The sequence below is a fragment of the Mycolicibacterium aromaticivorans JS19b1 = JCM 16368 genome (assembly GCF_000559085.1).
In the GTDB taxonomy this organism is placed as follows: domain Bacteria; phylum Actinomycetota; class Actinomycetes; order Mycobacteriales; family Mycobacteriaceae; genus Mycobacterium; species Mycobacterium aromaticivorans.
The window spans coordinates 1,475,175-1,501,610 of record NZ_JALN02000001.1 but is presented as its reverse complement, the minus strand read 5'-3'; the positions used below and the strand labels follow the sequence as shown (position 1 = coordinate 1,501,610).

Below are 26,436 nucleotides of genomic sequence, written 5' to 3'. Positions count from 1 at the left end.
CTAGCTTGTTACCCGCCGGTAAGTTCATACTGGTTCGTATGGCGCCGGATTTCGACATCCTCATCATCGGCTCGGGTTTTGGCGGCAGCGTCAGCGCGCTGCGCCTCACCGAGAAGGGCTACAAGGTCGGCGTTCTGGAAGCGGGCCGCCGCTACGCCGACCATGAGTTCGCCAAGACCTCGTGGCGACTGCGGGAATTTCTGTGGGCGCCGCGGCTGGGCTGCTACGGCATCCAGCGCATCCACCTGTTGCGCAACGTGATGATCCTGGCCGGCGCCGGCGTCGGCGGCGGATCGCTGAACTACGCCAACACCCTGTACGTGCCGCCGGACCCGTTCTTCAACGACCCGCAGTGGAAGAACATCACCGACTGGCGCGCCGAGCTGATGCCGCACTACGACCAGGCGCAGCGGATGCTGGGCGTCGTCAAGAACCCGACCTTCACCGACGCCGACCGCATCATGAAGGAAGTGGCCGACGAGATGGGGGTCGGCGACACCTTCACGCCCACCCCGGTCGGCGTGTTCTTCGGGGTCGACGGCGAGAAGACCCCCGGCAAGACCGTGCCCGACCCGTACTTCGGTGGTGTCGGGCCGGCGCGCACCGGGTGTATCGAATGCGGCGAATGCATGACGGGCTGCCGCCACGGCGCCAAGAACACTTTGGTCAAGAATTACCTCGGCTTGGCGGAAAAGGCTGGCGCCCAGGTCTTCCCGATGACCACCGTCACCGGATTCGCTCAGCGGCCCGACGGTGTCTGGGAGATCAAGACCGTGCGCACCGGACGGGTGGCCCGCAAGGACCGCCGCACGTTCACCGCCAACCAGGTCATCCTGGCGGCAGGCACCTGGGGCACCCAGAAGCTGCTGTTCAAGATGCGCGACACCGGCACGCTGCCCAAACTGTCGGACAAGCTCGGGGTGCTGACCCGGACCAACTCTGAATCAATCGTCGGCGCAGGACGTTTGGAGGCCCGGCCCGATCTCGACCTCACTCACGGGGTGGCGATCACGTCCTCGATCCATCCCAGCCCCGACACCCACGTCGAGCCGTGCCGGTACGGCAAGGGCTCGAACGCGATGGGCCTGCTGCAGACCCTGATGACCGACGGGCCGGGACCCGAGGGCAGCGACGTGCCGCGCTGGAAGCAGTTGCTCGAGAACGCCGGCGAGGACCCGAAGGGCATGATCCGGATGCTCAGCCCGCGCCGCTGGAGTGAGCGCACCATGATCTCGTTGGTCATGCAGCACTTGGACAATTCGATCACCACCTACACCAAGCGCGGTGCGTTCGGCAGACGGCGGATGACCAGCAAGCAGGGTCACGGCGAACCCAACCCGACCTGGATTCCGGTGGGCAACAAAGTGACTCGCCGTGTCGCGGAGAAGATCGACGGAGTGGCCGGCGGCACCTGGGGCGAATTGTTCAACATTCCGCTGACTGCACACTTCCTCGGCGGTGCGGCAATCAGCGAGAGCCCCGAGAACGGCGTCATCGACCCCTACCAGCGGGTGTACAACTACCCGACGCTGCACGTCATGGACGGCGCATCGGTGTCGGCCAACCTCGGTGTCAATCCGTCGCTGTCCATCACCGCCCAGGCCGAGCGGGCAACGTCATTGTGGCCCAACAAGGGTGAAGAGGATCTGCGTCCCGCGCAGGGGCAGCCTTACCGGCGCCTCGCGCCGATCGCGCCCAAGAATCCGGTGGTGCCGATCCACGCGCCCGGCGGTCTGCGCAACCTGCCGATCGAGCCGATCAACACCGGGGCCTAGCGGCTCACTGCGTGATGTGCCTGCGCGGCGCACGTCCCGGCGGCTGCTCAGGAGTGGGGAGCAGGGCTTTGCGAGGCCGCAGCGGCACCGTTGTGGTGTTGCGGGTGGTCAAGGTCAGCTCGTCGCCGGCGTGCCGGATCATGAGCTGCCCGTCGGGCCCGTCGCGCAGCGTGTAGGTGACCTCCTCGTGGCTGACATCGGCGGTGAGCCGGTACTTGCGCCAGTGCAGCCCGAATTTCAGCCGGGTGATCTCTTCGGGCAGAGCAGGATCCAGCGACAGGATGTGTTCGTCGTCGCGAAGGCCACCGAAGCCGGCGACCAGTGCGGTCCAGGTTCCGGCAAGCGACGCCATGTGGAGACCGTCGCGGGTGTTGTGGTGCAGATCCCGGAGATCGATCAGCGCCGCTTCCTGGGTGTAGTCGTGGGCCAGCTCCAGATGCCCGACGTCGGCGCACATGACGGCCTGGGTACAGGCCGACAGTGACGAGTCGCGCACCGTGCGGCGCTCGTAGTAGTCGACGTTGCGGGCCTTCTGCTCGTCGGTGAACGCATGACTCTGCCACTGCATCGCCAGCACCAGGTCGGCCTGCTTGATCACCTGGGATGGGTACAGCCGGACGTAGGGTTGGTGCAGCAGCAGCGGGTAGACGGTGTCGTCGGTGAAGTCCCACTCCCGCAGCCGGGTGAAACCTTCGCATTGCTGGTGTACGCCGAGCTGGTCGTCGTATGGGATATGGGCGCTGTCGGCGGCATTGCGCCATGCTGCCGTCTCCTCGGTGCTGACGCCCATCTCGTAGGCCGTTTCGGCATTGCGGTTGCAGGCGTCGGCGGCCGTCCGAAGGTTGTGTGCGGCCATGAGATTGGTGAACACGTTGTCGCGCACCACCGCGGTGTACTCATCGGGTCCGGTGACCCCGTCGAGGTGCCAGACGCCGTCGCGGTCGTGGTGTCCCAGCGACATCCAGAGCCGGGCGGTCTCGACGAGAACCGCCAGTCCGCAATCGCTTTCCAGTGAGTGGTCGCCGGTGACCGTCCGATAGCGTTCGAACGCCATGGCGATGTCGGCGTTGACGTGCCACGCCGCGGTCCCCGCCGGCCAGTAGGCCGAACACTCTTCGCCGCGAATCGTCCGCCACGGGAACGCCGCACCCTGCAGGTCCAACTGCTCGGCACGCTTCTTGGCCAGATCGAGGATCGAGGAACGCCAGCGCAGCGCGTCGGCGGCCGCCTCGGGTTTGGTGTAGGTCAGCACGGGCAGCACGAAACCCTCTGTGTCCCAGAATGCGTGGCCGTCGTAGCCCGGCCCGGTCAAGCCCTTGCCGGGGATCGCCCGGCGTTCGGCGCGGACACTGGCCTGGACCACGTGGAACAGGCCGAACCGTACTGCCTGCTGCACGTCCGGATCGCCCTCGACTTCGACGTCGGCGCAGTCCCAGAACTCGTCGAGGTAGTCCCGCTGCGTCTGCACCAGACCTTCCCAGCCGGTGTAGCGCGCCCCGGCGAGCGCGCCGGCCACCTGGTCTCGCAGCGCAGGGCGTGACCGCAGGCTCGACCAGCCGTAGGCCAAGAATTTGACGATCCGTAGTTTCTGGCCGGGTCGGAGCCCGCAGATGACGGTGGTGCGCGCGATGTCCTGGTGAGCGATGGCGTCGATCTCCACCCGGCCGGGGACCTCGACCAGATGGTCCATCGCGGCAGCCATCATCAGCTTGCTCGCTTTGGTGCGGTGCACCAGTAGCGAACCCTCTTCGGAGACCTCGTGCTGAATTGCCTCCAACGGATGCTTCAGTACCGCCGACACCCGCGGATCGCCGGACTGTTCCGGTTGGTCCTCGTTGGCCACCAGTTCGGATTGCACAGTCACACGGGTGAATTCGTCGATCGCCTCGACCACATACTCGATCGCCGCGACCGAGCGCTGGACCAGCGACACCAGTCGCGTCGACACGATTCGGATCTGCTTGCCCGCTGGTGATCGCCAGAGCACGCGGCGAGTCAGCGTTCCCGCGCGCAGATCGAGGATCCGCACGTGCTCGTCGAGGTCGCCGTATCGCACGTCGAGGGGCTCGTCGTCGACGAGGAGTCGCAGAATCTTGCCGTTGGTGACGTCGACGATCGTCTGGCCGTCCTCGGGGTAACCGAAGCCGGATTCGGCGTAGGGCAGCGGCCGGGTCTCGTAGAAGGAGTTCAGATACGTCCCCGGGATCCCGAACGGTTCCCCTTCGTCGAGATTGCCGCGAAAGCCGATGTGTCCGTTCGACAACGCGAACAACGACTCCGATTGTGCCAATTGGTCGAGATCCAGATGGGTTTCCCGCACCTGCCAGGGCTCGATGGGGAACGCTTCGCCGCTGATCATTTGGAGTCGAGCAACTGTGCGAGATCGGTGACGACGATGTCGGCGCCGTTGCGCCGCAACGCATCGGCCTGCCCCAGACGGTCGACGCCGACGACGAACCCGAAGTTCCCGGCCCGGCCGGCCGCGACGCCGGCCTGGGCGTCTTCGAACACCGCAGCGTTCGCCGGCTTGACGTCGAGAAGCTCAGCCCCGCGCAGGAACGAATCGGGCGCAGGCTTGCCGCGCAGGTTCTCGTCACGGATCGTGATTCCGTCGACGCGCTGTTGGACAAAACGGTCCAGGCCGGTGATCCGGAGGACCTGTTCGGTGTTGGCGCTCGACGACACCACCGCCGCCGGAACTCCGGCGGCGTGCACGGCCTCAAGATAGCGCCGCGATCCGTCGAACACCTCCACACCCTGCTTCTGCAGGATCTGCTGGAACAGCGCGTTCTTGCGGTTGCCCAACCCATTGATGGTCTCGGCGGTGGTCGGGTCGGACTCGTCGCCGTCGGGCAGATCGATATTGCGACTCGCCAAGAAGGAGCGCACGCCGTCCTGGCGTTTCTTGCCGTCGATGTAAGTGCGGTAGTCCTGCACCGGGTCGAACGGGACGAAGGCGGTGTGGGCGCGTTGCGCGCGTCGCTCGAGGTAACTGTCGAACATCGACTTCCAGGCACGGGTGTGCACTCGGGCTGTGTCGGTCAAGACGCCGTCGAGGTCGAACAGGCAAGCATGTACCTCGTCTGGCAGTCCCAGCACCCGCGGTCTCCTTTGTCGATCCCCCGCTGTCCATTCCCGTTCTTACCCGAGAACATTCCTGGCCCGGCTGTGGCGGCCGGTCCGTCGCCCCCGCCGTGGACATACAGCTCCGCCGCGGTGCCGCGACTCGGCGGTGCCGGAGCGCGCACCAGCCGCCCCTCGACCTGGCGTTTGGCCGGCGTCACCCCGTGACCCGGGGGGGAATGGCGACGCGGAGGGCAGCCTGGTGGCCGTCAGCGGCCGTGCGGTGGTGCTGGAGGGGTGCCGCGCCGGCACGCCGGCGACGACGGCCACCGCCGGCAGGGCTTTCATCAGCGGAACGCTACCCGCGCCCGCCGAGCGGGCCGGGCGATCTGCGCGCACTAGACTCTATGCGTGACGTCCCCCTCGCCTCGTCCTGTGTTGGTGATCGATTTCGGCGCCCAGTACGCCCAGCTGATTGCCCGTCGGGTCCGGGAAGCCCGGGTCTTCTCCGAGGTCATCCCGCACACCACGACTGTCGAGGAGATCAAGGCCAAGGATCCGCAGGCCATCGTGCTCTCGGGCGGACCGGCCAGTGTGTATGCCGATGGCGCCCCGCAACTCGATCCGGCTGTCTTCGACCTCGATGTGCCGGTATTCGGGATCTGCTACGGCTTTCAGGCCATGGCCCAGGTGCTCGGCGGCACCGTCGCTCACACCGGCACCAGTGAGTACGGTCGCACCGAACTGGAAGTGCTTGGCGGGGAACTGCATTCGGGTCTGCCCGGTTCGCAGCCGGTGTGGATGAGCCACGGCGACGCGGTCACCTCGGCCCCGGAGGGGTTCGAGGTGGTGGCCGCCAGCTCCGGTGCGCCGGTCGCGGCGTTCGAGGACCGTGCCCGTCGGCTGGCCGGGGTGCAATACCACCCGGAAGTCATGCACACCCCCCACGGCCAGCAGGTGCTCAGCCGGTTCCTGCACGACTTCGCCGGCATCGGTGCGAGCTGGACCCCGGCCAACATCGCCGAGAGCCTGATCGAGCAGGTACGCGAGCAGATCGGCGACGGCAAGGCCATCTGCGGTCTGTCCGGTGGGGTGGATTCCGCGGTGGCCGCCGCACTGGTCCAACGCGCCATCGGTGACCGGCTGACGTGTGTGTTCGTCGACCACGGATTGCTGCGTTCCGGTGAACGGGAGCAGGTGCAAAGGGATTTCGTGGCCGCCACCGGCGCCCGCCTGGTTACGGTGGACGCCGAGGGGCGCTTCCTGCAGGCGTTGTCGGGTGTGCATGACCCGGAAGGCAAGCGCAAGATCATCGGCCGGGAGTTCATCCGCGCGTTCGAGGGTTCGGTGCGAGACCTGCTCGCCGAGAACGACTCCGACGGTCATCCGGTGGAATTTTTGGTGCAGGGCACGCTGTATCCCGACGTCGTCGAGTCCGGTGGCGGAACGGGGACGGCAAACATCAAGAGCCACCACAACGTTGGTGGCCTGCCCGCCGATCTGAAGTTCAAGCTCGTCGAGCCGTTGCGCCTGCTGTTCAAGGACGAGGTGCGGGCGGTGGGACGCGAGCTCGGACTGCCGGAAGACATCGTTGGCCGCCAACCTTTCCCGGGTCCGGGGCTGGGCATCCGGATCGTCGGTGAGGTGACGGCGTCCCGGCTGGACACCCTGCGCCGGGCCGACCTGATCGCCCGCGAGGAGCTGACGTCGGCCGGTCTGGACGGCCAGATCTGGCAGTGCCCGGTGGTGTTGCTGGCCGATGTCCACTCGGTCGGCGTGCAGGGCGACGGACGTACCTACGGTCATCCGATCGTGCTGCGGCCGGTGTCCAGCGAGGACGCGATGACCGCGGACTGGACCCGGGTGCCCTACGAGGTGCTGGAGCGCATCTCGACGCGCATCACCAACGAGGTGCCCGAGGTGAACCGGGTGGTGCTCGATGTGACGAGCAAGCCTCCCGGCACCATCGAGTGGGAGTGATTGCGCCCCGCCTGTGCTAGCGTGCGGTTTGCTGTGTCAGATGTCGGCGCAGGTCGGGAGGTTTCCATGGTGAGCGAATCGCGTCGGGAGTTGTACCTCTGGATCGGTGCCGGGCTATTCGCCCTGAGCGCCGGCGCCGTACTGGCTTTCGGGTCGGGTACCGCGCACGCGGACAGCGCCGGGACGGGCTCGTCCGGCGCGGCCCATCACCAGAAGCACTCTGCGGGCCCGGCGTCGCGTTCGACTGGGGTCACGGTGACCACGCTGCCGACGGCCGGCTCGAAGCCGAAGAGCCGCAGCGCCGTTGCAGGCGTTCGCGCGAACGTCGTGGGCGACACTTCCTTGACCGAGCAGGACTCGGAAATCGCCGCGCAACACAAGGCGATCGAAGAGCAGGCTAAAACCTTCTCCCATGAAGCGCGGCTAGCGGTCTTCGATTTCACCTCTGTTTCCCCCGAGGTGAACTCCAACCGGCTCTACAGCGGAGCGGGTTCCCGCTGCTTCTGTCGGCGGCGGCGGCCTGGAACGGACTCGCCGACGAACTGAACGCGGCGGCGCAGGGCATCGACCGGGTGTTCACGACTTTCGGCTCAACCACGTTGGCGGGCCCGGCGTCCCATGCCGTGGCCACGGTGGCATCACCCTATGTCGGGTGGTTGTCCGCCGCCGCGACACAAGCCGAGAGTGCCGCCACGCAGGCGGCGGCCGCGGCTGCGGCCTATGAGTCGGCGTTCGCCGCAGGAACATCGCCGGCGACGATCGCGGCCAACCGGGCGACGCTGGTCCAGCTGACGGCCGCGAACATCCTGGGCTTCAATGCACCCGCGATCGTGGCCACCGAGACGTTGTACGCGGAGATGTGGGCGCACGACGTCTCGCGCATGGTGAACGGACATTGAAAAAGCGCTGAGAGCAGTCGTCCGGACTGGGCCGTCGCTCTCAGCGCTATTTCAACGGGAAATCTAAGTCGCTGAGGCGGCGGCGATTTCGGCGATCGCCTCATCCAGGGTCTTGTCGAATTCGTCGTCGCTCTGCTGGGCGGTCAATCCCTCGGTCAGCGCCCGGGAGAAGCTGGCGATGACACCGTGGTTACGGGCCAGGCGCTCGCAGGCATCGGTTCGGTTGTAGCCGCCGGACAATGCGACAACCCGCATCACCTTGGGGTGCTCGACCAGCTCGTGGTAGAGGTCGTCGGTGTCGGGCAGGGTGAGCTTGAGCATCACCTGCTGGTCGTCACCGAGGGCGCCGAGGTGACTGATGATCGCGGACTTGAGCTGCTTTTCGGCGGCGGCCTTCTCCGGGCTGTGGATGTCGACCTCGGGTTCGATGATCGGCACGAGTCCGGCGCCGAGGATCTGGTGAGCGATCGCGAACTGCTGCTCGACGACGGCGTCCAGGCCACCGCCGGGCAGCTTGATGACCGAACGCATCTTGGTGCCGAAGATGCCCTTGTCTCTCGCGCGGGCCAGCAGCGCGTCCAGGCCGTCGATGGGCTTCATCACCTGGGCGCCGTCCTCCTCGGCGGCCAGACCCTTGTCGACCTTGAGGATCGGCACGACGTTCTTGACGTTCCACAGATAGTCGGCCGTGGGACGACCGTCGACCTCGCGGTCCATCGTCATTTCGAACAGGATGGCCGCGATGATCCGGTCGCCGTTGAAGCTCGGGCTGGTGATGATCCGGGTGCGCATCTCGTGCACGAGGTCGAACATCTGCTCGTCACCGGAGTAGGCGTCCTCGGCGATGCCGTAGAGCTTCAGCGCCTTGGGGGTGCTACCGCCGCTCTGGTCGAGCGCGGCAATGAAGCCGGCTCCCTTGGCCACCTTGTCAGCTTGTTCGCGGTTGATCGTCATGCCCTGCATCGTGCCAGGTGCGATTTCGGCCGCGTCACCACCGTCAGCTTGGGTGCACAGCCGGGAGATTTCGCGCTTGACGCTGTCGGTGGGTGGGTGTTTACTCGGCTTATCGAACATACATTCGAACACAGTGAATCGGGATCGTGGTTGGAGGTGGCCGATGACGGCGGCGATTGCCCTGGATGAACGTCAGCTCAACCGTGCTGAGCAGCTAGAACAGCTGCGACGCAAGATGGCGGCGGTATCCGGGAAGGTAGGCGTCACCCGACCTGTTACGGATGTGGCGGATGAGGTCATTCCTGCCTCTGAAAGTTTGCTGCCGGTCCCTGAATCGCTGGCCGAACATCTGCCTGCGGGGTTGCCGCGCGGCGCAGTCGCAGTGGCATCAGGAGCGCTCTCGCTTCCGGTGAGTATGGCGGCGGCGGTCACGGCAGGCGGGGGACATGTGGCCGTGGTCGGACTGCCGGATTTCGGTCTGCTGGCCGCGGTGGAGATGGGTGCGGACCTGAGCAGGCTGGCGATGATCCCGGACCCGGGCACCGACCCCGTCGAGGTGGCCGCGGTGTTGATGGACGGGATGGATCTGGTTGTGCTCGGGCTGGCCGGCCGGACGGTGACCGCCACCCGGGCGCGGGCGGTGGTGGCCCGGGCTCGGCAGAAGGGTTGCACCCTGCTGGTTGCCCGGGGGGACTGGCAAGGCGCGACGATGCGTCTTGACGCGCGGGTGCGCGGTTATGAGATCACCGCGGGTCGTGGCGATGCCCCGGTGTCGGGCTGTGGTCGTATCAGTCGGGTCCGGCTGTCGGTCAGGGCGCACGGTCGCGCCGCCCGGTCCAGGGTGAGCTGACATGACCGGCCGGGTGCTGGCGATCTGGTGCATGGATTGGCCGGCGGTCGCGGCGACCGCGGCAGCCGGACTGCCGGCGACGGCCCCGGTCGCGGTCACCCTGGCCAACCGCGTCATCGCCTGTTCGGCTGCCGCCCGCGCCGCCGGGGTGCGTCGCACGCTGCGCCGGCGCGAGGCGCAAGCCCGCTGCCCGCAGCTGCACGTGGTCACCGCCGACCCGGCCCGCGACGCCCGCTACTTCGAAGGGGTGACCGCTGCGGTCGACGAGGTGGTACCCCGCGCCGAGGTGCTGCGGCCGGGACTGCTGGTGTTGGGAGTTCGCGGCGCGGCCCGCTACTTCGGCTCGGAACCCGCCGCCGCTGAGCGCTTGGTCGACGCCGTTGCCGCGGCCGGTGCGGAATGTCAGGTGGGGATCGCCGATCAGCTGCCGACGGCGGTCTTCGCGGCCCGCGCAGGTAGGGTGCTCGAGCCCGGTGGGGATGCCAGATTTCTGTCGGCGCTGTCCATCCGTCAGCTGTCCGGCGAGCCCAGCCTGTCCGGTCCTGGCCGGGAGGAACTAGCTGACTTGTTGTGGCGCATGGGTATTCGCAACCTCGGTCAGTTCGCGGAATTGTCGCGCAGCGATGTCGCTTCCCGGTTCGGGGCCGACGGGATGGCCGCGCACCGCTTCGCCCGCGGGGAACCGGTACGCGGGCCGTCCGGCCGTGAGCCGGCTGCCGACCTGGATGCGGTACTGAATTGCGACCCGCCGGTCGACCGGGTCGACGCAGCGGCATTCGCCGGCCGGACGCTGGCCGGCGCCCTGCATCGCAGCCTGGAGGCTGCCGGTGTGGGATGCACCAGGCTGGCCATCCATGCCGTCACCGCGAACGGCGGTGAGCTGACCCGGGTATGGCGCTGCGCCGAACCGCTGACCGAGGATGCCACCGCCGACCGGGTGCGCTGGCAGCTAGACGGCTGGCTCAACAGACGCCGGCCTGAGGATCGCCCGAACTCGCCGGTGACCATGCTTCGACTGCAGCCGGTGGAAGTTGTTTCCGCAGAAGCGCTTCAGCTACCCCTGTGGGGTGGCGTCGGAGAAGAGGACCGGTTGCGGGCGCGCCGGGCGCTGGTTCGGGTGCAGGGCTTGCTGGGGCAGGAGGCCGTCCAGCTGCCGGTGTTGTCCGGTGGCCGTGGTCCCGCCGAGCGCATCACGTTGACCCCGCTCGGTGACGAGCTGGTGCCCAGAGCCGACCCCGACCGGCCGTGGCCCGGCAGGCTCCCCGAGCCCGCGCCGGTGGTGATCCTGGATGATCCGGTGGAATTACTTGACGCTCAGGGCAATCCGGTCCGGATCACCGCTCGCGGGATGTTCACGGCCGAGCCTGCACGATTGGACGGTACGGGCCACCACTACCAGGGTGCGCTGAGCTGGTGGGCCGGACCGTGGTCGGTGGACGAGCGGTGGTGGGATCAGAGCCAACAGCCCAGGGCCGGCCGCACGGCACGCGCTCAGGTGCTGGTGGACGGCCAACCCGGCGCCGCGCTGCTGCTGTGTTATCGGCAGCGCCGGTGGTACCTGGAGGGCGTCTACGAATGAGCCAGCCGCCGTGCGAACGGACCCACCCGTTCGATGAACCGGTCGAAGAACGCCTCCGGATCGACCCCGACGCCGACGTGCGCGTTGGATTCCCTGCCCCACCGCCGGCTCCAGTCCGCGATGGTCATGCCGCGGGTCAGCGTTCCGGTGAGCTCTACGTCCACGGTCGTCGCGCGTGTTTGGATCAGCCCGGGATCGAGTGCCACCGCCGCCGCCAGCGGGTCGTGCAGATGCGCCAGATAGCCCTCGCCCTGGTCGAAGTGGAACTCGAAATAGAACCGCATCGCATCCTCGAGCGCGCGGATTACATGGTTGTCGGCCGTCGACCGGGTGCCCCGCGCGTCGAGCACGCTCATCGCGGTGGTGGCGGTGTCTGCCGCGGTGGCAAGGCGGCTCAGGACCTTCGGTGTCAGCGCGATGTTCTCGGTCAGGTTCAGCCCGCACACGATCGGAAGCTGATGCGGGGCAATCGCATCGGCATCCGCGGCCCGCCCCCACGCATCGAACACCTCTGCCGCGGCCTCCGGATCGACGCTGATGTTCCACTCGGCAACAGGAGTGGTGTTGCCTCGGTAGTCGAACGACCCGCCCATGATCACCAGCCGGCGCAACAGCGACGGAAGGTTCGGTTCATCACGCACAGCCAGTGCGAGATTGGTCATCGGCCCGGTGACCAGACCGATGAGCTCCCCGGGTAGGGCGTGCGCGGCGCGGACCCAGGCCTCGGCCGAGTCATAGCTGGTGAGTTCGCGGTGATGCAGCGGCAATTCGGCATAACCCAACCCGGCCGGGCCATGGGTGTCTTCGGCGGTGCGCATAGCGGCGCTCAGCGGTTGGTCGGCGCCCCGGGACACCGGGATCTCGGGTGCTCCGCACAGCTCGAGTAACCCGAGGTTGTTGCGGCACACCTGATCCACGTCGACATTGCCCCCGGTGGCGCCGATGCCGACGAGGTCGGCATCGGCGCTTGCCAGCAGGTACACCAGTGCCATCGCATCGTCGACGCCGGTGTCCACATCGGCGAAAACGGGCAGGGCCGTAGGCTGGTCATCCCCGACGCTCACCGCGGTAACGATACCTGCCCGAGCGTCAACTCTGCGGATCGCGCGTACCGCGTGGTCGGATGATGGCGGCGAGCCCATCGCGATCGGACACACCGAGTTTCAGGCATGCCCGGTACACGTGTCCCTCCACGGTGCGCACCGAAACTGACAGCTGATGGGCGATTTCGCGGTTCGACAGCCCGGCCGCAACCAGCTCGGCGACCTCGAGTTCACGCGCGGTCACCGGCAGCGGTCGCGCCGCGGCCCGGATGGCGGGGGAGGAGGCGCCTCCGCATGTGGCGACCAAACACATTGCCCGCGTTACGGATTCGATCTCCCTGCGGCGGTCATGGCGCTGCTTATGGCTCGCGGCCGCCTGGGCGGCGGCGTCGGCGGCCGACAGCAGCAGTCCGGCGCGTTCGAACTCGAGGCTGACCGCGTCCAGCGCGTCGCCGTCGGAGTCCGCCACCGCTGCGGCGTGACGGGCATACAGCTGCGGCAGCGGACCATCGACACCCGCCACCAGCGACTGCAGCCGATTCGCGAGCCTGCGGTCGCCGAAGCGGGCCGCATCGTGCAATGCCTCGGCCTCCACCGCCAGCTGCCCGCTGCGGTGCGCGACGTCGGCAGCCGCGCGGGACAGCTCGACCGCGCGGCGCCCCCCGCCGCGAGCCGCGGCGATCCACGCCTTGCTGACCAACACCTGAGGGTCGAACAGTGCGACCGAGGGGCCGACGTGCTCGGCGGCCTCGGCCAGTACCCGCTCGGCGTCATCGGCTCTGCCCAGGCCGGCATAGGCGCGGGCCAGCAACAGCCGGCCGGGCAACCGCCACGGCAGCGAGTTCTCCGCGTTGAATGCCGCCATCGCCTGCTCGAGTGTCGGAATCGCGTCGGCGAACCGGCCCCGGTAGGTCGCCACCAAACCTGACATCGTCTTGGCGATCGCCCAGCCGAGAAACTCTCCTGACGAGGAGAACTCGGCGTAGTTCGCGGCGTGCATCTCGGCTTTGTCGAGTTCGCCGGTGTGCACCAGCGCGAGCACCTCGCCATACCGGGCGAGCATGCGGATCAGACCGTCGGTCGACTTCTGGGTGTCGAAGCAGCGCGCCATGATCGCGGTGAACTCATCGCCGCGTCCGGCCAGCGGCATCGCCATCCCGGCCGCGAAGGCGGCGGTCTCGACCGCCTGTTCGGGTGCCGCGGGATCGGACAACACCGCCTGGGCCTTGGCCAGACCTTCGGGCAGCTTGTTCTCGAAGATTGTGAACGCGGCGTCGGCCGCGTCGACCATTGGCCGCAGGACCGGATGGGTGACCCGGCTCCGCAGCAACTCCATCACCTCGTAGGCGCGCGTGACCTCACCGAGTGACCAGAACACGATCGAGGCCCGCGGAACACCCCACAGCAGCAGCTGACCCTCGTCGAGGTCGTCGGGGTCGAACCGGGCCAAGATCTCGTCGGCCTCGACCGGCCGGCCCTGCCACATCAGCGCGCGTGACAGCAGGTGCGCGGGTCGCATACCGATTTCGCGTTCGAATGCGGTGCGCGCCAACCGTTCTCCCAGCGGTGCGTTGGCCAGCGACACGGCGTCCTTGGCCGCGGCGACCAGCAGCCCGGTGTCGGCGGTCTGGTCGCTGTCCAGATACAGCTCCGCGAGCCTGATCCGCCCGGCCACCGATGTCGGTTTCCGCCGGTTGAGCACGGTGACGATCCGGCCGCGCAGCATCCGCGCCGATGCCGTTCCGATCTGCCGCCGGATGACATCCCCGTAGAGCGGATGGCTGATGCGTGCGGCCAGCGTAGGGCCGTCCCGGTCGATCCGGATCAGCTGGGCCTTTTCGGCAGCGTCGATCGCCTGCTCACCGGCGAGTTCCACCAGTGCGTCGAGGTCCAGCGGCTCGCACAGCGACAGCAGTCGCAGCGCGGTCACCGCGTCGGGGTCGGCGTGGTCGAAGCGGCTTTCCAACAGGGTCGCGAGACCGGACGACACCGTCGTCGCCCCGCGCAACTGCCACACGCCTTTGACCTCGCTCAGGGTGCCGGTCTCCAGCGCCGTTTCCACCATGTGCCGCAGGAACAGCGGGTTGCCGCCCGACTGTGACCAGATGACGTTGGCGCTGAGCTCCTCCAGGGTGCCGCCGAGCACCGACTCGACGAGGGCGATGCATTCCTCCCTGCTGAACGGCTCCAGGTCGATGCGGTGCAGGTAGCCGTCTTTCCACAGGGTCATCACCGAATCGGGGACGGGTTCCCCGCTGCGGACCGTCGCGACGATCGATCCGGTGCGTTCGACGGCGATCTGGTGCAGCAGCGTGGCCGACAGCTGGTCGAGTAGGTGTGCGTCGTCCACACCGATCACCGCCGGACCGTCGGCCAGCAGGGACCGGCGCGCCGAGAACAGCAGTTCGATCGGATCCCGCGCTTCGGTGGGCGTGACCCATTGCGCGAACGCGCCAAGCGGGATGCTGCTCGACGATGTCGTGCAGGCGGCCCATCGGGCGCGGCCCGGCAGGGCGGAGGTGACCGACCGGGCCAACGTCGTCTTGCCGACCCCGGCCGCACCGGTGATCACCACCCCGGAAGCTTCGCTGTCTGCCAGCGCGGCCTTGATGACCTCGTGCTTGGCCGGCCGCTCCAATAGCTGCCAGCCCGTCCGCATGCGGTCAGCCTAAGGGCCCACCGGGCCCGCTGTTGGATTGTCGCTATGAACTGGCTGAGTTCACCAATGCACGCCGGGTACCAGGCGCACGACTTGTTTGACCGGGCGCGGAGCGCGAAGCCGGATCACCGGCAGGCGCGGACCGTGGGCAGACGGGCGCCGACCCTCGCCGCGGGCGGCGGGCGAGTCGGGATAGCCCAGATAAAGCTGGTGCAGGACCCGGCGGGCCAGCTTCGGAGTGAAATACTGGCCGGCGTCGGCCAGCGTCCCCAGCGGGGTGTCGATCCGGACCGGCTTGTCCACCAGTGCGCGCACCACCATCGCTGCCGCGTGTTCGGCGCTGATCGGCGGCACCGGGTTCAGCCGGCCCGACGGCGCGATCATCGGCGTCTTCACCAGCGGCATGTGGATCGTCGTGAAGGTGATGTTGTCCGACAACGTCTCCGAGGCCACCACGTCGGTGAAAGCATCGAGCGCCGCTTTGGTCGGCAGGTACGAGCTGTACTTGGGGTTGCGGGCCTGCACACCGGCGCTGGACACGTTGACCACGTGGCCGAACCGGCGCGCCTGCCAGTGCGGCAGCAGCGCCAGCACCATGCGCACCGCGCCGAAATAGTTGACCGCCATCACCCGTTCGTAGTCGTGCAGCCGGTCGGTCGAGGCGGTCACCGATCGGCGGATCGAGCGGCCCGCGTTGTTCACCAGATAGTCGACGTGGCCGAACCGGCCGAGTATCTCGGCGATCGCCGTGTCGACCGATTCGGTGTCGGTGACGTCGCAGCTGAATGCGAAGGCTCGGCCGCCGTCGGCGGTGATCTCGTCGACCAACTCGTGGAGCGCTTCACCGTTGCGCGCCAACGCGAACACGGTGGCGCCGCGGGCTGCCACCGCCACGGCCGAGGCGCGACCGATGCCACTGGACGCACCGGTGATGATCACGTGCCTGCCGGCCAGCGGTCGCCCGGAATCGGAGCCGGTGCGCTCGGGGTCGAGGTGCTGGGCCCAGTACCGCCACAACACGGGGGCGTAGGCGGAGAACGCCGGCGGCTCGATTCCGCTGGGGAGCAATGCCTTTCGGGTGGTGTCCGAACCGAACACGGCGGTGGTCTGCAGAGTGTCGATGGCCTCGGGCGGTACGCCGAGTTGCGTTGCCGCCATGTCGCGCAACACTTTCGCCCGTCCGTGCGCGGCGAGCAGCGGCTGGGCCACCTGGCGGGGCAGGCCGCCGCGCAATGGCGGCAGACCGGCGCATCGGGCCACGCTCCGGTAGATCTGGCGCAGGCTCACCGACTCGGCCGCGGTCAGGTGGAAGGTCTGCCCGTCGAGGCCCTCGGCATGGATGAGTTCCACCATCGCCGCGGCGACATAGTCGACCGGGACGATATTGATCCGGCCGAGGTCCGGCAGCAGTATCGGCGTGAACGGCGGCAGTGCGGCCAGTCGCGCCAACAGCCCGAAGAGGTGATACGGGCCGGTGATCCGATCGGTTTCGCCGGTGCGTGAGTCACCGACGACCACCCCCGCTCGGTAGATGCGGAACCGGGTATTCGAGGACCGTACCCGTTGCTCCGCCTCGAATGCCGCCCGGTGACGGCGGGTGGGCAGCTGCTGGCCGACGTCGACATCGTCCTCGGTGAACTCGCCCCGGAAGTCGCCGGCCACCGCGACCGAGGACAGTTGATGCAGCGTCGCGTCCGACTCGCGGCTGAGCCTCAGGGCCGATTCGGTGTCGGCCGCCCGCAGGTTGACGATGTGGTCGGCGACCGCCGGGGAATCGCCTGTCAGGGGCTGCGCCCGCTCACCCCACTGTGCCGCGAGCAGTGCCACTCGGGCCTGCGCTGACGGATCGTCGGCGGTCAGCCACACCTGAGCGTCATCGTGACTGTCGAGGAGCCGGGCTACGACCCGACGTCCGATGAACCCGGTACCGCCGGTAACGACATAGCGCATGGGCCATCATTGATCGCCGATCACGCCGCGGTCAACACGTTGACGACATCCGCTCCCGGAACCAGTCCGGCCACGGCCGCTTCTCGAACGTCACCGCGTCGACGCAGACGTGGATCATGGTCGCCTCGGCGATCACCTCCTCACCGCGGCGGATGGCGAAGCGGCTGCTCAACGAGGTCCGGCCGACGGGTTCGAAGCCGACGCCGACCACCAGCTCGTCATCGAACCGCGCAGGCTGGCGGAACTGCAACTCTGCCGCGGCCACCACGAAGTCGATGCCGCCGTCGAGCAACACCTGGTAGTCGCCGAAGATGTCGCGGACGGCCTCGTTGATGGCCATGTCGAACCAGGTCAGATAGTGGCCGTTGAAAACCCGGCCCTGCATGTCGCATTCGACGTACCGCACGCGCAGCGGCATGCCGAAGCTCATCTGCGTCATCTCAGAACGAGGTGATGCCGTCCCAGTCCACCAGCGTCCAGCCGATCACTGGATTGCCGGTCACCACCACCCGGCCGGTGTTGGGCAGCGGATGATCCGTCGCAAGGCTGTCCTTGGCGTTACGCGCATTCATCAATGTCCACAACATGATTGACGCGGCGCTGGAGAACGCGACGGGCTTGTTGTTGCCGCTCTCGTAGATGCGCTGCACCGCCCCGGTGAACTTGCCGTTGAACTCCGCCCCGCTGACCGAACCGGGGATGCTGAAGTCGGTGTCCCCGCGCAGCCAGTCGGCCGGGGCGACCATGTACGTCGCGGCGGCGTTCTTCACGCTGCGGCCGTCGAACCACCCGGCCGAGATTTCGTTGAGACCCGGCAGCACGGTGACCTGCTTGCCCAGGGCCTTGGCCATCGGCGCGGCGGTCTGCTGGGTACGCACCATGTCCGAGGCGTAGACACCGTCGTACCCATTGCTCTTCAACCGGTTGGCCGTTGCGGTTGCCTGCTGCTCGCCGGCCTCTGTCAGCGACGGTCCGGGCACCGACGTGTCGATCACGCCGGCCGCGTTGGCTTCCGACTCGGCGTGCCTGATGAACGTCAGGGTGATCGTGCGATCGTGCGGGGTATCGGAACTGCAGCTGGCGAGGAGGACGGCTGCCAGGAATGCAGCGATCAGCGAGACGAGGGTCCGGGCGCGCGGAAGATGCATGCTCCTAGCGTGCCTTGTCCACCGCTGTGGTGGGCGCGATTGCAGCCAGTGCGACTATGGAGTTTCTCCATCCACGACCTCAGGAGTGCGGCAATGGCCATCGACCCCACGGCAATCGGAGCGGTCACCGACCCTCAGCCCTACCAGTGGACCGATCGCGACACGATGCTCTATGCGCTCGGCGTCGGTGCGGGCACCGATGACTTGGCCTTCACCACCGACAACAGTCACGACATCACACAGCAGGTCTTGCCGACGTTCGCGGTGATCTGCTGCCCGGCGTTCGGAGCGGCCACCAAGGTCGGGTCGTTCAACTGGGGCATGCTGCTGCACGGCTCGCAGGAGATCCGCCTGCACGCACCGCTGCCCGCCTCCGGTCAGCTCTCGGTGGTCTCCGAGGTGGCCGACATCCAGGACAAGGGCGAGGGCAAGAACGCCATCATCGTGATGCGGGGCAAGGGTACCGATCCGGCCACCGGCGAGCTGATCGCCGAAACCTTGTCGACCGCGGTCATCCGCGGCGAGGGCGGGTTCGGCGGCCAGCCCGGGCAACGTCCACAGGCCCCCGAATTCCCCGACCGCGAACCGGACGCCCGCGTCGCGATGCCGACCCGCGGCGATCAGGCGTTGATCTACCGGCTGTCCGGCGACCGAAATCCGCTGCACAGCGACCCCTGGTTCGCACGTGAGATGGCCGGCTTCGACAGGCCGATCCTGCACGGGCTGTGCACGTATGGGTTCGCCGGAAGGGCGCTGCTGGCCGAACTCGCAGGCAACGACGCGGCGAAGCTGACCGCGGTCAGCGCACGGTTCACCTCGCCGGTCTTCCCGGGTGAGACGTTGACCACCTCGATCTGGCGCACCGAGGCAGGCCGGGCGGTGTATCGCACCGAGGCCGGTGGGCCGGACGGTTCCAACACGCGGGTCGTGCTCGACGACGGCTCGGCCGAATACCGCGACTGATCGCGGCGGGCGTCGCGCCGACGGTCAACCGACCGCGCCGCCGACGAGGTGGCCGATGCCGAACGTGATGGCCATGGCAAGCGCCCCTCCGATGACCACCCGGTAGATCGCCCGCCGCGGATTGGCGCCGCCCAGGCGGGCGCTGACCCAGCCGGTGACCCCCAGCGCGATCAGCACGGCGACGAAGGTGATCGGCACGCGAATCGACGACGGCGGCAACAGGATTGCCAGCAGTGGGAGCACCGCGCCGACCGTGAACGACACGGCCGAGGAGAACGCGGCCTGCCACGGGTTGGTCAGTTCATCGGGGTCGATCCGCAGTTCGATGTCGACGTGCGCTGCGAACGCGTCGTGATCGGTGAGCTCTTCGGCCACCGTGCGCGCGGTCGCGGGGGACAAGCCCTTGGCTTCGTAGAGCGCAGCCAGCTCTTCCAGCTCGGCGGCAGGCTCGGTGTCCAGTTCGCGGCGTTCCTTTTTCAGCATCGCCTTCTCGGAATCGCGCTGCGTGCTGACCGAAACATATTCACCGACCGCCATCGACAGGGCGCCGGCTGCCAGCGCCGCGATGCCCGCGGTGAAGATCGGCCCGCGGTCGATAGTCGCGGCGGCGACGCCGACCACGATGCCGGCGGTCGACACGATGCCGTCGTTGGCGCCGAGAACTCCCGCGCGCAACCAGTTCAGTCGACTGCCGAACGCATCGTGGTGCGGTTCGGACGGGTGAAGCTGAGGTGATGTCACGTATGCAGCGTAGGACTTTCGCCGTAGGCATGCGCAATGTCCTCCGAGCCGGCCCAACCGGAATATGTCGGGCGCTGCGGCCAGCCAGCTGGGGAGTCCTGCCACTCCTCCTGGCGTCCCCAGGGCAGCAGGTCGATGAGGGCGAAGGAGTGGCTGAGTTGCTCGGTGCCGCGGCCGTTGGTGTGCCAGGTCCGGTACACCGTATCGCCGTCGCGCAGAAAGACATTGACGCCGAACCCCGCGCTGGGGGCGGCGTCGACGTCGGCACCGAACGAACTGTCCGACGACGAGTACCAGTCCATCTTGTTGCCGACCTTGGCCTTGTAAGCCAAGGCTTCGCTGATCGGCCCATTGGTGACGATGACGAAGCGGGCGTCGTAGTTCTCCAGGAATTCCAGGCGGGTGAACTGAGAGGTGAACCCGGTGCAGCCGGGGCACTGCCAGTCCGCGCCGTCGTTCCACATGTGGTTGTAGACGATCAGCTGTGAACATCCGTTGAACACTTCGGCGAGCGCGACTGGGCCGTGTGGTCCGGTGAGGATGTAGTCCGGCAGCTCGACCATGGGCAGCCGCCGGCGTTGCGCGGCGATCGCGTCGAGTTCACGGGTGGCGGCCTTCTCGCGCGCGCGGAGTTCGTCGAGTGCGGCGCGCCAGGTTTGCTGATCGACCACCGGGGGCAGGGCGGGCATGGGGACTCCTTTGTGTCGGGTTCCGTCACGAGGATGGACTCGCCCCGCCCCCGAAAGTCATCGGTTGTCTTCGACAAGCCCGGCCAGCGCCGGCGGCAGCGGGTGCTGATGCAGCACACCCAACCGCTGGGTGGCACGGGTGAGCGCGACGTAGAGCTCGGCCGCCCCGCGCGGACCGTCGGCGAGGATGAGTTCCGGCTCGACAACCAGCACCGCGTCGAACTCGAGGCCCTTGGTTTCCGACGGCGCGACCACCCCCGGCGTGCCCGGCGGTCCGATCACGATGCTGGTCCCGTCGGGACCGGCCTCCGCCGCGACGAATTCGTCAATGGCGCCAGGCATCTGCTCCGCGGTGACCTGTCGGGACCAGGGGCGCACACCGCATGCCCGTACCGACTCCGGGGGCCGGACATCCGGCGCGAAATCGGCCAACACCGCAGCGGCGACGGTCATGATCTCGGCGGGGGTGCGGTAGTTCACCGACAACGACCGGTACACCCACCGGCCGGGTACGTACGGCTCCAGCATGTCGGCCCACGACGTCGCACCGGCCATCGAGCGGCGCTGCGCGAGATCGCCGACCACCGTGAACGACCTGCTCGGGCAGCGCCGCATCAGCACCCGCCAGTCCATCTCGGAGAGCTCCTGGGCCTCGTCGACCACCACGTGCCGGTAGGTCCAGTCCCGGTCGGCGGACGCGCGTTCGGCGAGATCCCGGTAGTCGCGCTCGGTGAAGCGCTCGGCGAGTTCCTCGGCGTCGATCAGGTCCTGCGCGAGCAGGTGGTCTTCGTCGTCCATCAGATCCTCGTGGGCGACCATGTTCTCCAAAACGCCTCTGGCGTAGTCGGTTTCTTCCTTGAGCGCCTGCGCGGCCGCATCGTCGGCGGCCTTGTCGCGGCCCAGCAGGTCGATCAATTCGTCGAGCAACGGCACGTCCGACACCGTCCAGGCGTCACCGACTTCCCGCAGCAGCGCCGGGTCGGCGCCGGCGGTGCGTAGCCGTTCCGGCGAGGTATACAGCTCGGCCAGCAGCTCATGCGGCTCGAGGACCGGCCAGAGTTGGTCGAGCGCCGCGAGGAACTTTTCATTGTCTTCGAGGTCGGCGAGCAGGTCCGCGCGCACCTTCTCCCAGGCATCACGATTGTCGCGGGTCAGCCAGCCGCGACCGATCCGGGCGATCCCGCGCTCGGTCAGTACGTAGGTGACGATGTCGCGGAACACCGCACGAGCCGCGTTGTGCGGCAGTCGGCTTGCGCGCGCCTCGTCGATGGCCCACTGAGCGGTGTCGGCGGCGATCTGCATCGTGACATCGCCCAGCGGGATCTCCAACGGCTGCTCGGGCACACGTTGGCGGTCGGCGATCGCCGCCGCGAGGACATCCAGCATCGCGCGAGAACCCTTGATGCGGGCGACATCCGGGGTGTCCTCGGTTGTGACGTGCAGACCGGGCAGGAGATCGCCGACCGTGGAGAACACCACTTCCGACTCGCCCAGCGACGGCAGCACGCGCCCGATGTGATTCATGAACGCCTGGTTGGGCCCGACGACGAGGACCCCGTGGCGTTCGATCCGCGCCCGCTGGGTGTAGAGCAGGTACGCCACCCGATGCAGAGCCACGACGGTCTTTCCGGTGCCGGGGCCGCCCTCGATCACCAGCACGCCCGGGTGATCGAGCCGGATGATCTCGTCCTGCTCGGCCTGGATGGTCGCCACGATGTCGCGCATGCCCGGGCCACGGGGCGCGTTGACGGCCGCGAGCAGTGCCGCGTCACTGCTGAACGGGCTGTCGTCACCGGCGTTCGGGTCGGGACGGCCGAAGACCTCGTCGGTGAAGTCGATCAGTCGCCGCCCGAGAGAGTGGAACTGGCGACGCCGACGCATGCCCTCGGGGTTGGCGGCGGTGGCGATGTAGAACGCGCGGGCGGCCGGCGCTCGCCAGTCGAGCAGGAGTAGCTCGTTGTCCTCGTCGAAGATGCCGATTCGGCCGACGTAGAGACGCTCGCCCGCAATGGCGTCCAGTCGCCCGAAACACAGCCCCTGGTCGGCGATGTCCAACCGCGCCGCGGATTGCGCCAGGGTCCGCACCTCGGCATCGCGGGCAACCAGGGTGCCGCCGTCCTGGATGTCGATCGGGCCGGAGAGTGCGGCGCGGTACTGGGCTTTGACCCATCTGCGCTTGGCGTCGAGCCGGTCATAGAGATCGGCCAGGTAATCGCGCTCCGACTCCAGCTCATGGTTGTGTGCCTGCGTCGTCATGCCCCTCATTTCTTTGGTTCGACAACCATCCTCGTCTACTTTTCCCGGCAATTCGGACATAGAACACATGTTCGATTAGACTGGGCGGGTGCGCTGGTTCAACGGGCCGCCGAGTTGGGGCGAGATGGAGCGGGTGCTCAACGGCAAGCCCCGCCGCCCTGGCCTGTCCCTGGGTGAACCGCACGCCGACGGTGGAGACAGTCCGGCGTGGTCACGTCGACGGGAACCCTACGAACCGATCGGCGATCGCCCGCTGCGCTCGACGGTGCCCTACGCCGAGCTGCATGCGCATTCGGCCTACAGCTTTCTCGACGGGGCCAGCACCCCCGAGGAACTCGTGGAGGAGGCGTCGCGGCTGGACTTGCGGGCCATCGCGCTGACCGACCACGACGGTCTCTATGGCGTTGTGCGATTCGCCGAGGCCGCGAAGGAACTCGACATGCGCACCGTCTTCGGTGCCGAACTGTCGCTGGACAATACCGCTCGCACCGAGGTGCCCGACCCGCCGGGTCCGCACCTGCTGGTGCTGGCCCGCGGGCCGGAAGGCTACCGTCGGCTGTCTCGTCAGTTGTCCGCCGCGCATCTGGCCGGCGGCGAAAAGGGCAAACCGCGCTACGACTACGACTCGCTCACCGAGGCGGCAGGCGGACATTGGCACATTCTCACCGGCTGTCGCAAAGGTCATGTCCGGCAGGCGCTTTCACAAGGTGGACCGGATGCGGCTGCCGCCGCGCTTGCCGACCTGGTGGACCGCTTCGGCAGCGACCGGGTCAGCATCGAACTCAGTCATCACGGCGATCCCTTCGACGACGAGCGCAATGCCGCGCTGGCCGCGCTGGCTCCCCGGTTCGGGGTGGGGATCGTCGCCACCACCGGCGCGCACTTCGCCGAACCGAGCCGCGGCAGGCTCGCCATGGCGATGGGGGCGATTCGGGCACGCCAGTCGCTGGACGAGGCCGCCGGCTGGCTGGCCCCGCTGGGCGGTGCGCACCTGCGGTCCGGCGATGAGATGGCCCGGCTCTTTGCCCAGCATCCCGAAGCTGTCAGCGCCGCAGCTGATCTCGGTGAGCAGTGCGCTTTCGGGCTGGCGCTGATCGCTCCGCAGCTGCCCCCGTACCCGGACGTACCGTCCGGTCAAAGCGAGGACAGCTGGTTGCGCGAGTTGGTGATGATCGGCGCCGCGCGGCGCTATGGACCGCGCGCCGGTGCGTCGGAGGCCTACGCCCAGCTCGAACGCGAACTCGAGATCATCGCCGCGCTGAAGTTCCCGGGGTACTTCCTGGTGGTCCACGACATCACCCGGTTCTGCCGGGACAACAAAATCCTCTGTCAGGGAAGGGGATCGGCAGCCAACTCCGCTGTGTGTTACGCGCTGGGTGTCACCGCCGTCGACCCGATCGCCAACGAATTGCTCTTCGAGCGGTTTCTGTCCCCGGCCCGCGACGGTCCACCCGACATCGACATCGACATCGAGTCGGATCTTCGGGAGAAGGCCATCCAGTACGTCTACGACCGCTATGGACGTGACTATGCCGCACAGGTCGCCAACGTCATCACCTACCGGGGCAAGAGTGCGGTGCGCGACATGGCCCGTGCTCTCGGGTTTTCGCAGGGACAGCAGGATGCCTGGAGTAAGCAGATCAGTCACTGGCATTCCGAGGCCGACTCGGCTGACCTCGAGGGCATCCCCGAGCCGGTGGTCGACCTGGCGGTCCAGATCAAGAACCTGCCCCGGCACATGGGCATCCACTCCGGCGGCATGGTGATCTGCGACCGCCCGATCGCCGACGTCTGCCCGGTGGAGTGGGCGCGCATGGAGAACCGCAGCGTGCTGCAGTGGGACAAAGACGACTGTGCGGCAATCGGATTGGTCAAGTTCGACATGCTGGGTCTGGGTATGCTCTCGGCGCTGCATTACTGCATCGATCTGGTGGCCGAACACAAAGGCATCGAGGTCGACCTGGCTCGCCTGGATCTGTCCGAACCGGCGGTATACGAGATGCTGCAGAAAGCGGACTCCGTCGGGGTGTTCCAGGTGGAGTCGCGCGCCCAGATGGCCACCCTCCCGCGGCTGAAGCCGCGGGTGTTCTACGACCTGGTGGTGGAGGTGGCACTGATCCGTCCCGGACCCATCCAGGGCGGCTCGGTGCATCCCTACATCAAACGGCGCAACGGTCTCGAGGAGGTCACCTACGACCACCCGTCGATGGAACCTGCGCTGCGAAAGACATTGGGAGTGCCGCTGTTCCAGGAGCAGCTCATGCAGCTGGCGGTGGATTGCGCGGGATTCTCGGCCGCCGAGGCCGACCAACTGCGCCGGGCCATGGGTTCCAAACGTTCCACCGAGAAGATGCGGCGGCTGCGGGACCGGTTTTATGCCGGGATGGCGCAGCGCCACGGCATCACCGGCGAGGTCGCCGACCGGATCTACGACAAGCTGGAAGCCTTCGCCAATTTCGGTTTCCCGGAGAGTCATTCGCTGAGCTTCGCCTCGCTGGTGTACTACTCCTCATGGTTCAAGCTGCACCACCCGGCTGCGTTCTGCGCCGCGCTGCTGCGTGCTCAGCCGATGGGTTTCTATTCGCCGCAGTCTCTGGTCGCCGACGCCCGCAGGCACGGCGTGACGGTGCACGGGCCCGACGTAAACGCTAGCTTGGCGCATCCCACATTGGAGAACTCCGGGATGGAAGTGCGGCTGGGATTGGGCGCCGTGCGCCATATCGGTGACGAGCTGGCTCAGCGGATCGTCGAGGAGCGTGCCACCGGCGGACCGTTCGCCTCACTGCTGGATCTCACTGGGCGGGTGCAGCTTTCGGTGCCGCAAACCGAGGCGCTGGCAACCGCCGGCGCGCTGGGCTGTTTCGCGGTCACCCGACGGGAGGGGCTGTGGGCGGCCGGGGCGGCGGCGTCCCAGCGCCCGGACCGGCTGCCCGGCGTCGGCTCGTCATCGCATGTGCCTGCGTTGCCCGGTATGACCGAGGTGGAGTTGGCCGCTTCCGATGTGTGGGCTACCGGCATCTCACCGGACAGCTATCCCACCCAGTTCCTGCGCGAGGACCTCGACGCGATGGGTGTGGTCACTGCCGACCGACTGTTGGACGTGCCGGACGGCAGCCGGGTGCTGATCGCCGGTGCGGTGACACATCGGCAACGGCCGGCCACCGCCCAGGGCGTGACGTTCATGAACATCGAGGACGAGACCGGCATGGTCAACGTGCTGTGCACGCCGGGGGTGTGGAATCGGCATCGCAAACTGGCCCAGACCGCTTCGGCGCTGCTGATCCGCGGGCAGGTCCAGAACGCCACCGGTGCGGTGACCGTGATGGCCGAGCGGATGGGTCGCATCACGTTGACAGTGAGTTCGCGCTCCCGGGATTTCAGGTAGTCGAAACCTCCAGTGTGCGATTTCATCCGCGACACGCCGCGATTGCCGTATGAGTACGCACAGTCGAGCATCACTCCGTCGGCGTCGTCCACACCTTGTCGATGCTGATCCGCAGCCGCAGGTTGTAGCCGCCCATCGACTCGGTGAGGCCGAATTGATCTGACAGCGCACCGTATTTCGCCCAATACGGCCCGTCGTCGCGGGGATCGGCGTCCTCGCTGTCGACGGTGGCCGTGCCTCCCACGACGACGATGCCGCCGCCGTTGCCGTCGGAGTCCAGGTTCAGGCTGACCCGCGGATGGGAGCCGATGTGGCGGACCTTGGCCGCACTCGGCTGGGTGTACACGAGGATGTCGGTGCCGTCGAAGAAGAACCACACCAGCTTGGGCACCGGCTGGCCGGACTTGGCCACCGTCGTGAGCCAGCCGTACCTGTCGCCGGTGAGCCGATCGACCACCTCTGAAGTCAGTTCAGTTGCCATGGGGCCGAATGTAGTCTCAGC

20 protein-coding genes are annotated in these 26,436 nt (G+C 67.7%); 8 read left to right on the top strand and 12 right to left on the bottom strand.

All coding sequences use genetic code 11. The annotated features are described in order from the left end of the window. The first annotated feature begins 38 nt into the window (after positions 1–38). A complete protein-coding gene (locus Y900_RS07220) occupies positions 39–1,775 on the top strand; it encodes a GMC family oxidoreductase (protein WP_036340676.1) in 1,737 nt (578 codons plus the stop codon). 4 nt (positions 1,776–1,779) lie between these two features. On the opposite strand, the gene Y900_RS07215 is transcribed toward Y900_RS07220, so the two are convergent. Further along, complete coding sequence (locus Y900_RS07215; RefSeq protein WP_036340674.1) at positions 1,780–4,134, bottom strand: glycoside hydrolase family 65 protein; 2,355 nt, start codon at positions 4,132–4,134, stop codon at positions 1,780–1,782. Beyond that, entirely contained in the window at positions 4,131–4,874 is a 744-nt protein-coding gene (locus Y900_RS07210) for a beta-phosphoglucomutase family hydrolase (protein ID WP_036340671.1), read from the bottom strand. The genes Y900_RS07215 and Y900_RS07210 overlap by 4 nt, the downstream gene beginning before the upstream one ends. A gap of 375 nt (positions 4,875–5,249) precedes the next feature. On the opposite strand from Y900_RS07210, the gene guaA reads away from it, so the two are divergent. The 3 genes from guaA (at position 5,250) to Y900_RS07195 (ending at position 7,717) form a co-directional block, all read left to right on the top strand. Continuing rightward, positions 5,250–6,818, top strand: coding sequence for a glutamine-hydrolyzing GMP synthase (gene guaA / locus Y900_RS07205; RefSeq protein WP_036340668.1), 1,569 nt, complete (start codon positions 5,250–5,252; stop codon positions 6,816–6,818). A gap of 66 nt (positions 6,819–6,884) precedes the next feature. Continuing rightward, positions 6,885–7,364 (top strand): hypothetical protein, encoded by a 480-nt coding sequence (locus Y900_RS07200; RefSeq protein WP_036340665.1) that lies wholly within the window; start codon positions 6,885–6,887, stop codon positions 7,362–7,364. Continuing rightward, positions 7,316–7,717, top strand: a complete 402-nt coding sequence (locus tag Y900_RS07195) for a PPE domain-containing protein (protein ID WP_036346083.1) — start codon at positions 7,316–7,318, stop codon at positions 7,715–7,717. Before Y900_RS07200 ends, Y900_RS07195 begins: the two co-directional genes overlap by 49 nt. A 63-nt stretch (positions 7,718–7,780) precedes the next feature. Here the strand turns inward: Y900_RS07195 and Y900_RS07190 are convergent, their stop codons facing one another. Then, on the bottom strand, positions 7,781–8,680 hold the full coding sequence (locus tag Y900_RS07190; RefSeq protein WP_109751185.1) for a fructose bisphosphate aldolase: 900 nt from the start codon (positions 8,678–8,680) through the stop codon (positions 7,781–7,783). A gap of 154 nt (positions 8,681–8,834) precedes the next feature. Here Y900_RS07190 and Y900_RS07185 point away from each other — a divergent pair, with 154 nt between their 5' ends. After that, positions 8,835–9,521, top strand: coding sequence for a DnaE2-dependent mutagenesis accessory factor ImuA' (locus Y900_RS07185; RefSeq protein ID WP_036340662.1), 687 nt, complete (start codon positions 8,835–8,837; stop codon positions 9,519–9,521). 1 nt (position 9,522) lies between these two features. After that, positions 9,523–11,100 carry a DNA polymerase Y family protein gene (locus Y900_RS07180; protein ID WP_036340659.1) on the top strand — a complete coding sequence of 526 codons (1,578 nt, stop codon included), beginning with the start codon at positions 9,523–9,525 and terminating at the stop codon, positions 11,098–11,100. Here Y900_RS07180 and Y900_RS07175 read toward each other — a convergent pair. The 5 genes from Y900_RS07175 to Y900_RS07155 are packed head-to-tail and all read right to left on the bottom strand — an operon-like array spanning position 11,091 to position 17,900. Then, complete coding sequence (locus tag Y900_RS07175; protein ID WP_051660335.1) at positions 11,091–12,134, bottom strand: nucleoside hydrolase; 1,044 nt, start codon at positions 12,132–12,134, stop codon at positions 11,091–11,093. The two genes, Y900_RS07180 and Y900_RS07175, sit on opposite strands and share 10 nt — an antisense overlap. A 55-nt stretch (positions 12,135–12,189) precedes the next feature. Then, entirely contained in the window at positions 12,190–14,802 is a 2,613-nt protein-coding gene (locus Y900_RS07170) for a LuxR family transcriptional regulator (RefSeq protein ID WP_036340653.1), read from the bottom strand. A gap of 60 nt (positions 14,803–14,862) precedes the next feature. Continuing rightward, positions 14,863–16,752: an SDR family oxidoreductase gene (locus Y900_RS07165; protein WP_036340651.1), complete on the bottom strand. Its 1,890-nt coding sequence runs from the start codon at positions 16,750–16,752 to the stop codon at positions 14,863–14,865. 31 nt (positions 16,753–16,783) lie between these two features. Further along, on the bottom strand, positions 16,784–17,182 hold the full coding sequence (locus tag Y900_RS07160; RefSeq protein ID WP_202807774.1) for an acyl-CoA thioesterase: 399 nt from the start codon (positions 17,180–17,182) through the stop codon (positions 16,784–16,786). Positions 17,183–17,192: 10 nt separating this feature from the next. Beyond that, positions 17,193–17,900, bottom strand: a complete 708-nt coding sequence (locus Y900_RS07155; protein ID WP_036340645.1) for a histidine phosphatase family protein — start codon at positions 17,898–17,900, stop codon at positions 17,193–17,195. Between the two features lie 93 nt (positions 17,901–17,993). Between Y900_RS07155 and Y900_RS07150 the strand changes: the two genes are divergently transcribed. Further along, positions 17,994–18,863, top strand: a complete 870-nt coding sequence (locus Y900_RS07150) for a MaoC family dehydratase (protein WP_036340642.1) — start codon at positions 17,994–17,996, stop codon at positions 18,861–18,863. Positions 18,864–18,887: 24 nt separating this feature from the next. Here Y900_RS07150 and Y900_RS07145 read toward each other — a convergent pair whose 3' ends face one another. Genes Y900_RS07145 through helR form a run of 3 tightly spaced genes read right to left on the bottom strand, consistent with a single transcriptional unit; the run spans position 18,888 to position 22,549 of the window. Then, positions 18,888–19,604 (bottom strand): VIT1/CCC1 transporter family protein, encoded by a 717-nt coding sequence (locus Y900_RS07145; protein ID WP_036340639.1) that lies wholly within the window; start codon positions 19,602–19,604, stop codon positions 18,888–18,890. Further along, positions 19,601–20,293 carry a DUF899 domain-containing protein gene (locus Y900_RS07140; RefSeq protein WP_036340635.1) on the bottom strand — a complete coding sequence of 231 codons (693 nt, stop codon included), beginning with the start codon at positions 20,291–20,293 and terminating at the stop codon, positions 19,601–19,603. The genes Y900_RS07145 and Y900_RS07140 overlap by 4 nt, the downstream gene beginning before the upstream one ends. A gap of 57 nt (positions 20,294–20,350) precedes the next feature. Beyond that, positions 20,351–22,549 (bottom strand): RNA polymerase recycling motor ATPase HelR, encoded by a 2,199-nt coding sequence (gene helR, locus Y900_RS07135; RefSeq protein WP_036340632.1) that lies wholly within the window; start codon positions 22,547–22,549, stop codon positions 20,351–20,353. A gap of 88 nt (positions 22,550–22,637) precedes the next feature. On the opposite strand from helR, the gene Y900_RS07130 reads away from it, so the two are divergent. After that, positions 22,638–25,934: an error-prone DNA polymerase gene (locus Y900_RS07130; RefSeq protein ID WP_036340629.1), complete on the top strand. Its 3,297-nt coding sequence runs from the start codon at positions 22,638–22,640 to the stop codon at positions 25,932–25,934. Between the two features lie 70 nt (positions 25,935–26,004). Here Y900_RS07130 and Y900_RS07125 read toward each other — a convergent pair whose 3' ends face one another. Continuing rightward, positions 26,005–26,415 (bottom strand): TIGR03667 family PPOX class F420-dependent oxidoreductase, encoded by a 411-nt coding sequence (locus Y900_RS07125; protein WP_036340626.1) that lies wholly within the window; start codon positions 26,413–26,415, stop codon positions 26,005–26,007. Positions 26,416–26,436 lie beyond the last annotated feature (21 nt).